8 protein-coding genes, 1 rRNA gene and 1 pseudogene are annotated in these 8883 nt (G+C 73.0%); 2 read left to right on the forward strand and 8 right to left on the reverse strand.

The genetic code is table 11. The features are described from left to right. Nucleotides 1-44: 44 nt before the first annotated feature. A complete protein-coding gene (locus PV419_RS39675) occupies nt 45-362 on the reverse strand; it encodes a hypothetical protein (RefSeq protein WP_319697343.1) in 318 nt (105 codons plus the stop codon). A 65-nt stretch (nt 363-427) separates the two neighbouring features. On the opposite strand from PV419_RS39675, the gene PV419_RS39680 reads away from it, so the two are divergent. After that, the gene (locus tag PV419_RS39680) at nt 428-775 is read left to right on the forward strand and encodes a sterol-binding protein (protein WP_014180788.1); all 348 of its coding nucleotides are present in this window, start codon (nt 428-430) and stop codon (nt 773-775) included. Here the strand turns inward: PV419_RS39680 and PV419_RS39685 are convergent. From PV419_RS39685 to PV419_RS39700, 4 genes are all read right to left on the reverse strand, one after another. Then, the gene (locus PV419_RS39685) at nt 723-1712 is read right to left on the reverse strand and encodes an ABC transporter ATP-binding protein (RefSeq protein ID WP_319697345.1); all 990 of its coding nucleotides are present in this window, start codon (nt 1710-1712) and stop codon (nt 723-725) included. The two genes, PV419_RS39680 and PV419_RS39685, sit on opposite strands and share 53 nt — an antisense overlap. A gap of 20 nt (nt 1713-1732) precedes the next feature. Next, nucleotides 1733-2818, reverse strand: coding sequence for a FecCD family ABC transporter permease (locus tag PV419_RS39690; protein WP_415925479.1), 1086 nt, complete (start codon nt 2816-2818; stop codon nt 1733-1735). Further along, nucleotides 2815-3867, reverse strand: coding sequence for a FecCD family ABC transporter permease (locus PV419_RS39695; protein ID WP_319697348.1), 1053 nt, complete (start codon nt 3865-3867; stop codon nt 2815-2817). The genes PV419_RS39690 and PV419_RS39695 overlap by 4 nt, the downstream gene beginning before the upstream one ends. Nucleotides 3868-3950: 83 nt before the next feature. After that, entirely contained in the window at nt 3951-5006 is a 1056-nt protein-coding gene (locus PV419_RS39700; protein WP_319697350.1) for an HAD-IIA family hydrolase, read from the reverse strand. Nucleotides 5007-5085: 79 nt separating this feature from the next. On the opposite strand from PV419_RS39700, the gene PV419_RS39705 reads away from it, so the two are divergent. Next, entirely contained in the window at nt 5086-6450 is a 1365-nt protein-coding gene (locus PV419_RS39705) for a DUF1015 domain-containing protein (RefSeq protein ID WP_319697352.1), read from the forward strand. A gap of 94 nt (nt 6451-6544) precedes the next feature. On the opposite strand, the gene PV419_RS39710 is transcribed toward PV419_RS39705, so the two are convergent. From PV419_RS39710 to rrf, 3 genes and pseudogenes are all read right to left on the reverse strand, one after another. After that, complete coding sequence (locus PV419_RS39710) at nt 6545-7339, reverse strand: hypothetical protein (protein WP_319697370.1); 795 nt, start codon at nt 7337-7339, stop codon at nt 6545-6547. Nucleotides 7340-7405: 66 nt separating this feature from the next. Then, nucleotides 7406-8383: pseudogene (locus PV419_RS39715) on the reverse strand (hypothetical protein); the annotation flags it as partial. Between the two features lie 178 nt (nt 8384-8561). Continuing rightward, nucleotides 8562-8678 (reverse strand): 5S ribosomal RNA (gene rrf, locus PV419_RS39720). Nucleotides 8679-8883 lie beyond the last annotated feature (205 nt).

Raw genomic sequence — 8883 nt, forward strand, 5'->3', positions numbered from 1 at the left:
GCCACGGGTGGTTCAGCTCCTGTCGTCTTACGAGACGGGTCGTCTTACGAGGCGGGGGCGGGCGGTGCGGGGGCCGGTGGGCCGGGCCGCCGGTCCAGGGCGGTCAGCGCGTCGCGCAGGCCCCGGTGCACATCCTCGTACACCTCGAGGTGGCCGCTCGCGGCGAGGTGGTCGGCGTCGGCCAGCCGGTCCAGCTGCGCGTCGATCTCGGCGACGCCGGTGGGCGTACGGGTGACGCCGAGCGGCGCTGGATCCGCCGGGCGCGCGGACTCCGAAGACGGCTCCGGCGGCGCCGCCCCGGCGGCTTCCACTCCGGGGCCGGGCTCCGGCTCGGGCCGGGCACCCTCGATCGGCTCACTCATGGTCTCGACGCTACCGCGAACCGCACATTCTCCGACGTACGGGACCTGGGGTACCGTCTGTCGCGATGGCGACCAAGGAGGAGTGCCGCAGCGCACTCGACAAGCTGGCGGAGAACCTGGCGGGCGCGAACGGGGACCTCCGCAGCGCCGCCGCGCTCGATCGCTCGGTGAGCTGCCGTATCACCGACCTCGACATCACCTTCTTCGGACGTCTCACCGACGGCCGCATAGAGGATGTGACGGCCGTGCCGGGCCCGCCCGCCGAGCGCGCCGAGATCCGGCTGACGATGTCCGGCGACGACCTGGTGGCCCTGGTCGACGGCGAGCTGCACTTCGCGCGCGCCTGGGGCAGCGGCCGGGTCAAGCTGGAGGCCGGCTTCCGCGATCTGCTGCGGCTGCGGAAGCTGCTGTAGCCGCGGCCATCTCCGTCGCGGCCCTCTCCGTCGCGACCGCGGCCTTCGCGGTCGTAGCGGCGGTCGTAGCCTTCGCGGGCGCCGCGTCCCCCTGCATACGGGACCGCCGGGCGGCGGGCACCACCAGCGGGGTTCCGGTCTCGGGGTCGTCGATCACCTGGCAGCGCAGCCCGAAGACCTGCTCCACCAGCTCGGCCGTCACCACCTCCCCGGGCGCGCCCTCGGCGACGACCTCCCCGCCGCGCATCGCGATCAGGTGGGTGGCGTAGCGGGCGGCGTGGTTGAGGTCGTGGAGCACGGCGACGAGGGTGCGGCCCTGCTCCTCGTGGAGCTGGGCGCACAGGTCGAGCACATCGATCTGGTGCTGGATGTCCAGGTAGGTCGTCGGCTCGTCGAGGAGCAGCAGCGGGGTCTGCTGGGCGATGGCCATGGCGATCCACACCCGCTGCCGCTGACCGCCGGACAATTCGTCGACATAGCGATCCGCGAGCTCGGCCACTCCGGTCGCCGTCATCGACTCGCCGACGATCCGCTCGTCCGTCTCCGACCACTGCCGCAGCAGACCCTGGTGCGGATAGCGGCCGCGCGCGACCAGGTCCGCGACGGTGATGCCGTCCGGCGCGATCGAGGACTGCGGCAGCAGCCCGAGGGTGCGGGCGACCTTCTTGGCGGGCAGCGAGCCGATCGCTTGGCCGTCCAGCAGCACCGACCCGGCGGTCGGCTTGAGCATCCGGGACAGGGCGCGCAGCAGGGTGGACTTGCCGCAGGCGTTGGGTCCGACGATCACGGTGAAGGAGTGGTCGGGGATGGCCACGGTCAGGCCCTCGGCGACCGTGCGCCGGTCGTAGGCGAGGGTGAGTCCTTCGGCGGTGAGCCGCTGCGACCGGGCGCCCTTGTCCATGCCGTCCATGCCGTCCATCTCACTCATATCATCCATACCGTCAATGCCACCCCTCGTCATATCCGCCCCGCCCGGCGCTCGGTGATCAGGAGCCCCAGCAGATAGCAGCCGCCCAGCACCCCGGTGACCACCCCCACCGGCAGTTGGTCCGCCCCGAAGAGCCGCTGCGCGGTCCAGTCGGCGGTGATCAGCAGGGCCGCGCCCATCAGGGCCGCGGGCACCAGGTTGGGCCCGGCCGAGCGGGTGAGCCTGCGGGCCAGCTGTGGCGCGACGAGCGCGACGAACGCCACGGGCCCGGCGGCGGACGTGGCGATCGCGGTCAGCAGGACGGCCGAGAGGACCAGCACCAGCCGCGTCCGCTCGACCCGCACCCCGAGGGCGTACGCGCTGTCATCGCCCATCTCCAGCATCCGCAGGCCCCGGGCGTGCCCGAGCACCACCGGCACCAGGACCGCGCACGCGCAGGCCAGCGGCCAGACCTGCGCCCAGTCCCGCCCGTTCAGCGAGCCTGTCAGCCACACCATGGCGCGCGCCGCGTCCTCCTGATGGGCCTGGGTGAGCAGATAGCCGTTGACGGCGGTGAGGGTCGAGGACGCGCCGATGCCCACCAGCACCAGCCGGTAGCCGTGCACGCCCTGCCGCCAGGCCAGCGCGTAGACGCCGAGCCCGGTCAGCAGGCCGCCGGCGACGGCCCCGGCCGCGACCTGGTTCGGGTCTCCCTTGAACAGCACGATGACCGTGAGCGCCCCGGCCGCCGACCCCTGCCCGAAGCCGACCACGTCGGGGCTGCCCAGCGGATTGCGGGACACGCTCTGGAACAGCGCCCCCGCCAGGCCGAGGGCCGCGCCGACGAGCAGCCCGACCAGGACGCGCGGCAGCCGCACCTCGTTGACGATGAAGTGCTCGATCGGGGTGCCGCCACCGAACAGGGTGCGTACGACATCCCCGGGCGCGATCGAGAAGTCGCCGGTGCCGATCAGCACCACGCTCATGGTCAGCGCCACGGCGGCCAGCAGCAGCCCCGCCAGCGCCGCGCGGACGTCCACCCGGACCGAGAGCCCGCCCCGGGTCCGCAGCGTCGCCCCGCGCGCCCTGGACACCTCGCCGCTGCCGTTCCTGATCTTGCTCGCGCTCGCGTTCACAGCTGGGCCATCCTTCGGCGCCGGACGAGGTAGATGAAGACGGGCCCGCCGATGAGCGTGGTGACGACGCCGGCCTGCAGCTCCGAGGGCCGGGACACGACCCGGCCGATCACATCGGCGCCCAGTAGCAGGACCGGCGAGAGCACCGCGGCGTACGGCAGGATCCAGCGCAGATCGGGCCCGGTGAGCGCCCGTACGAGATGCGGCACCATCAGGCCGACGAAGGCGATCGGCCCGCAGGCGGCTGTCGCGGCCCCGCACAGCAGGGTGACGGCAGCCATGGCCAGCACGCGGGTGCGGGTGAGGTTGGTGCCGAGGGCGCGCGCCGTGTCGTCGCCCAGCGCCACGGCGTTCAGCGACCGGCCGAGCGCCAGGGCGAGGACCACGCCGACGACGATGAACGGCGCGACCTGCTTGACGACCGTCATGTTCGCGGAGGCGAGCGAACCGACCGTCCAGAAGCGCATCTTGTCCAAGGCCGCCGTGTCCAGCAGCTCAACGGCGTTGACATAGCCGTAGAGCGCCGCGTACACGGCCGTTCCGGCGAGCGCCAGCCGCACCGGCGTGGCCCCTCGGCTGCCGCCGAGCGCGTAGACGAGCACGGACGCGACGGCGGTGCCGAGGAAGGCGAACCACACATAGCCGGTCAGGGAGGTGACGCCGAGAAAGCTGATGGCCGAGACGACGGCGGCGGACGCGCCCGCGTTCAGCCCGAGCAGCCCCGGGTCGGCGAGCGGGTTGCGGGTGAGTGCCTGGATCACCGCGCCCGCGAGCCCGAGCGCGACGCCCACCAGCAGCCCGAGCACGGTGCGCGGCACCCGCACGTCCCGCACCACCACATCGGTGTCACTGCCGCTGTAGTGGAACAGCCCGTGCCACACCTCGCCGAGCGGGATGGGCTTGGCGCCGATCGCGACACTGGCGGCCACGACCACCAGCAGCACCCCCAGGGAGGCGGCGAGCCCGGCCGCGCGGCGCGCGGCGCGCCGCCCTGGTGGTGGTGCGGTCGCTGTTTCGGTCCCGGCTCTCGCCGGACTGACCAGGGTCACGCGGAACTCCACCTCACAGCAAGGCCGATCACAACTCAGGTTAGGTTAACCTAACCTGCTTTACCTTGCCCAGAGAGGGGTCGTCACAGCCCCAGCCGCGCCAGCGCCTTCCCCGCGTCCGCGGCGCATGCCCCGTCCCCGGCCTCGGCCCACGCCGCCGCGCACAGGGCCCGCAGCCCGGCCATCGGGTCGCCGCCGTCCCCCTCCAGCACCAGCGCGCCCTGGCGCACCCGGGCCAGCCAGCCCCCGCACCGGAAGCCGTCCTCGTCCCCTGACCCCGCGGCCTCCACATCCGGCTGAGCCGTGAGAAGGCCCCTCAGGTCACGGTCCACATACGCCGGCCGGTGCCGGGGCTCGGCCGCCAGCAGCTGCGCGGGGGTGGTCACCCCGGTCAGGACCAGCAGCGAGTCGACGCCGCCCGCGTGCGCGCCCTCGATGTCGGTGTCCAGCCGGTCCCCGACCACCAGCGGCCGCTCCGCGCCGGTCCGCAGGATCGTCTCCCGGTGCATCGGGGGCAGCGGCTTCCCCGCGACCTGCGGAGAGCGGCCCGTGACGATGCGTACGACCTCCACCGCCGCGCCGTTGCCCGGCGCGAGACCCCGACCGCTCGGAATCGTCAGATCCGTATTGGAGGCGTACCACGGCACGCCCCGCGCCACCGCGTACCCGGCCTCCGCCAGCCGCCCCCAGGGCAGCTCGGGCCCGCCGTACCCCTGGACCACCGCCGCCGGGTCGTCGTCCACCGAGTCCACCGGCACCAGGCCCCGCTCGCGCAGCGCCACCCGCAGCCCCTCCCCGCCGATCACCAGCACCCGGGCCCCGGCCGGGACCTGCTCGGCGATCAGCCGGGCCACCGCCTGCGCCGAGGTGACCACGTCCTCGGGCGTCGCGGGCACCCCGAGCCGGGTCAGATGCTCCGCCACCGCCTCCGGCGTGCGCAGCGCGTTGTTGGTCACATACGCCAGCCGCATCCCGCCGTCCCGCGCGGCACCCAGCGCCCCCACGGCGTGCTCGATGGCCTCGCCCCCCGCGTACACCACCCCGTCGAGGTCCAGCAGGGCGGTGTCGTACGCCGCGCTCAGCGGCCGCTCGCTGGCAGCGGGCCGAGTCCGGACGTTCTGGGTCGCGGGGGGATTCATAGGGGGACACGCTCCTCGCATACATGTGCGTCTGTCCCCCGATCATCGCTCATCCCGCCGGGCGGCATAGCATTCACTGATGAGCATTCCAGGGCCTGTCGGGCAAGGTCTGCAGCTCGCCCCGTTCCGGGGATTGCGCTACGTCGCGGAGCGGGTCGGCAGCCTGGCCGCCGTGACCTCCCCGCCGTACGACGTCGTGGTGCGGCCCGACGGCCTGCGCGCGCTCGAGACGGCGGACCCGTACAACATCGTCCGCCTCATCCTCCCGCAGGCCGGCACCCCCGCCGACCGCCACCGGCAGGCCGCCGAGACGCTGCGCCGTTGGCAGGCCGACGGAATACTCGCCCCCGACCCCGAGCCCGCGCTCTACGTCTACGAGCAGCGCGACGGCCATGTGCTCCAGCGGGGGATCATCGGCGCCCTGCGGCTGAGCCCGCGCGAGGAGGGCGTGGTCCTCCCGCATGAGGAGGTCATGCCGCATGTGGTCGAGGACCGTGCCGCCCTGATGCGCGCCACCGACGCCAACCTGGAGCCGCTGCTCCTCGCCTACCGCGGCGACGGCTCGGTGACCGGCGCGGCCGCCGTCCTCGAACGCACCGTCCAGGGCAGCCCGTTGCTCTCCACGCTCACCGAGGACGGCTTCAGCCACCACCTGTGGCGGGTCACCGACCCCGCCGACCTCGCGCAGATCGCCGCCGACCTCCGCCACCGGCAGGCCCTCATCGCCGACGGACACCACCGCTGGGCCACCTATCTGCGGCTGCGCGAGGAGCGGACGGAGCCCGGCCCCTGGGACTTCGGCCTGGTCCTGCTCGTCGACACCGCCCGCTACCCGCTGCGGGTCAGGGCCATCCACCGGCTGCTGCACCAACTCTCGCCGGCCGAGGCGCTGGCCGCCCTGGGCGCCCCGGACGCGCATCGTATGCCTGTGCCTGTGCCTGGCTCTCCGACGCCTGGCTCGCCGACGCCCGGTTCAGGGGGCGCCGCCTTCCGCATACGGCCGGTCGCCGGTCCACTCCCGCAGGCGCTGGCCACACTCGCGAAGGCCGCCGACGAACCGGGGGCCGGAAACGCCTTCCTGCTCGCCGGGCACGGCGGCTTCCTCCTCCTGGACCGCCCCGACCCGGCCCTCCTCGCCCGCACGATCCCCGCAGACCGGCCGGAGGCATGGCGCACCCTCGACGCGACGGTCCTCCACTCCCTGCTGCTCCAGCACATCTGGAAGGTCCCGGACACCCCCGGCCACATCGGCTACATCCATGACGCGGCGGCGGCCGTGGAGCAGGCGGAGCGGCACGGCGGTACGGCGGTGCTGATGCACCCGGTACGGGAGGGGGTCGTCCACGACCTGGCCCGGCAGGGGATCCCCATGCCGCACAAGTCGACCTCCTTCGGGCCGAAGCCGGCGTCGGGGCTGGTCCTGCGGAGTCTCGCGCTCGGCTGACACGGCTGACGAGAAAGGGCGGAACCCCTGGACCCGGGGTTCCGCCCTTTCTCTGTCTCTCGCTATCTCGCTCCGGCGCCGCTCTCGACCACCGTCAGCGGCCGTCGGCCTTGTCGCCCTCGTCGGCTCCGTCGGCTCCGTTCTTCGGCTGGTCGGCCTCGGCAGAGGCCTCGGGTTCGCCCATGGGCTCGTCCTCGACCAGTTCGGGCTCGTCCTCGGCCTCCGGCTCGTGCTCCTCGTGCTCGAGCTCCTCGGGAGCGAGCGCGTCCACGAACTCCACGCCGTCCAGCTCCGCCAGCCGGTCGGAGGCGTCCGTGGTCCCGCCCTGATCCGCCTCCAGTGCCTTCGCGAACCACTCCCGCGCCTCGCTCTCACGCCCGACGGCCAGCAGCGCGTCGGCGTACGCGTAGCGCAGCCGCGCGGTCCACGGCTGTATGGACTGGGAGGCCAGCTCCGGGCTCTGCAGCGTCACCACAGCGGCGTCGGCCTGCCCCATGTCGCGCCGGGCGCCCGCCGCGACCAGCCGCATCTCGACCTGCCCGGCCCGGTCCAGCTTCTGCACCTCGGGCTCACCGGCCATCGCCAGCGCCCGCTCCGGGCGGCCCATACCGCGCTCGCAGTCGGCCATCACGGGCCACAGGTCCACGGTGCCGGTCATCCGCCGTGCCGCGCGGAACTCCGCCAGCGCCTCCGCGTACTTCGCGACGGCGTACGAGGCGAAGCCCGCCGCCTCGCGCACGGCCGCGACGCGGGAGGCGAGCCGCAGCGCGACACGCGAGTACTCATACGCTCGGTCGGGCTCGTCGTCCAGCAGCTTGGCGACCATGACGAGGTTCTTCGCCACGTCGTCGGCGAGCGTCTTCGGCAGGCTCATGAGCTCCTGCCGCACGCTCTTGTCGATCTCGTCCCCGGTCACATCCTCGGGGATCGGCAGCCGCTTGACCGGCTCGCGGTCGCGGGCGCGGTCGTCCCGGCGGCCGTAGCCGCCGGACCGGTCGTCACGACGCTTGTAGCCGCCGCCACCGGGACGCTCGTCGCGCCCACGGCCCTGCCCCCCGGCATACGGACGGCGCGGCCCACGGTCGTCACGGCCCCGGAAACCACCCTCGCGGTCGTCCCGGCGCGGGGCGCGCGGCCGTTCGTCACGACGTTCGTCACGACGCTCGTACCCGCCGGCGCGGCCGCCACGGTCCCGGTCGTCGCGGCGCTCGTACCCGCCGGCGCGGTCCCGGTCGTCGCGGCGCGGCCCACGAGACCGGTCGTCCCGCCGGTCGTCGTCCCTGCGGTACGAAGGCCGGTCGTCCCGCCGGTCGTCCCGCCGGTCGTCCCTGCGATCATCACGGCGATCGTCACGACGGTAACCACCGCGGTCGTCATCACGGCGGTAGCCGCCCCGGTCGCCGTCCCTGCGGAAACCACCACGGTCATCATCGCGACGGTAGCCGCCACGGTCGTCATCACGACGGAAGCCGGGCCGGTCATCGCGGTCCCGGTCACGACGGAACCCACCCTGGCTGTAGCCACCGTCACGGTCATCACGCCGAGGCCCACGGGGACGGTCATCACGGCGGTCGTCACGACGATCGTCACGACGGAAACCGCCACGGTCATCACGGCGGTCGAACCCACCACCGGGCCGCCCGCCGCGGTCATCACGGCGCGCATACCCTCCGGGCCGCCCACCACGGTCATCGTCGCGGCGCGGCCCGCGCGGCCGGTCATCACTTCGCTCGCCGCGACGGTCATCACGGCGGTCATCGCGACGATCGTCACGACGGAAACCGCCGCGGTCGTCCTCACGGCGGAATCCACCGCGGTCGTCATCGCGCCGGGGACGGTACGGGCGGTCGTCCCGCCCCTGCCGGAACCCGCCACGATCACCGTCACGTCGCGGTCCGGACTCGCGGGAGTCGCGCCGGTCACCGCCGTCCCGGCGCCGCGGCTCCCGGTTCGGCCGATCGTCGGGGGAGTTGGTGGACATCGACGTGACTCCTGTCTTGAGGTACTGCAGCCATTCTCGCGCATCGGACTTGCCAACGCGTTTCAGCGGAAAACAAAAGGACCCCTGGGTCCCAGCATGAACGCTGGGACCCAGGGGTCCTTCAAAGATTGTTCGGCGGCGTCCTACTCTCCCACAGGGTCCCCCCTGCAGTACCATCGGCGCTGAAAGGCTTAGCTTCCGGGTTCGGAATGTAACCGGGCGTTTCCCTAACGCAATGACCACCGAAACCCTATTGCCCACCCCGCAGAGCGGGAATTGGACAGGGCAGCGAACAAGCACACTGTTCAGTTAAGTGCGGCTCAACCGGTGCGACTGTTCGCAACCCGGGAACCACACAGTGGACGCGAGCAACTGAGGACAAGCCCTCGGCCTATTAGTACCAGTCAACTCCACCGGTCACCCGGCTTCCATATCTGGCCTATCAACCCAGT

It is taken from the genome of Streptomyces sp. ME19-01-6 (assembly GCF_033793745.1).
Classification (GTDB): domain Bacteria; phylum Actinomycetota; class Actinomycetes; order Streptomycetales; family Streptomycetaceae; genus Streptomyces.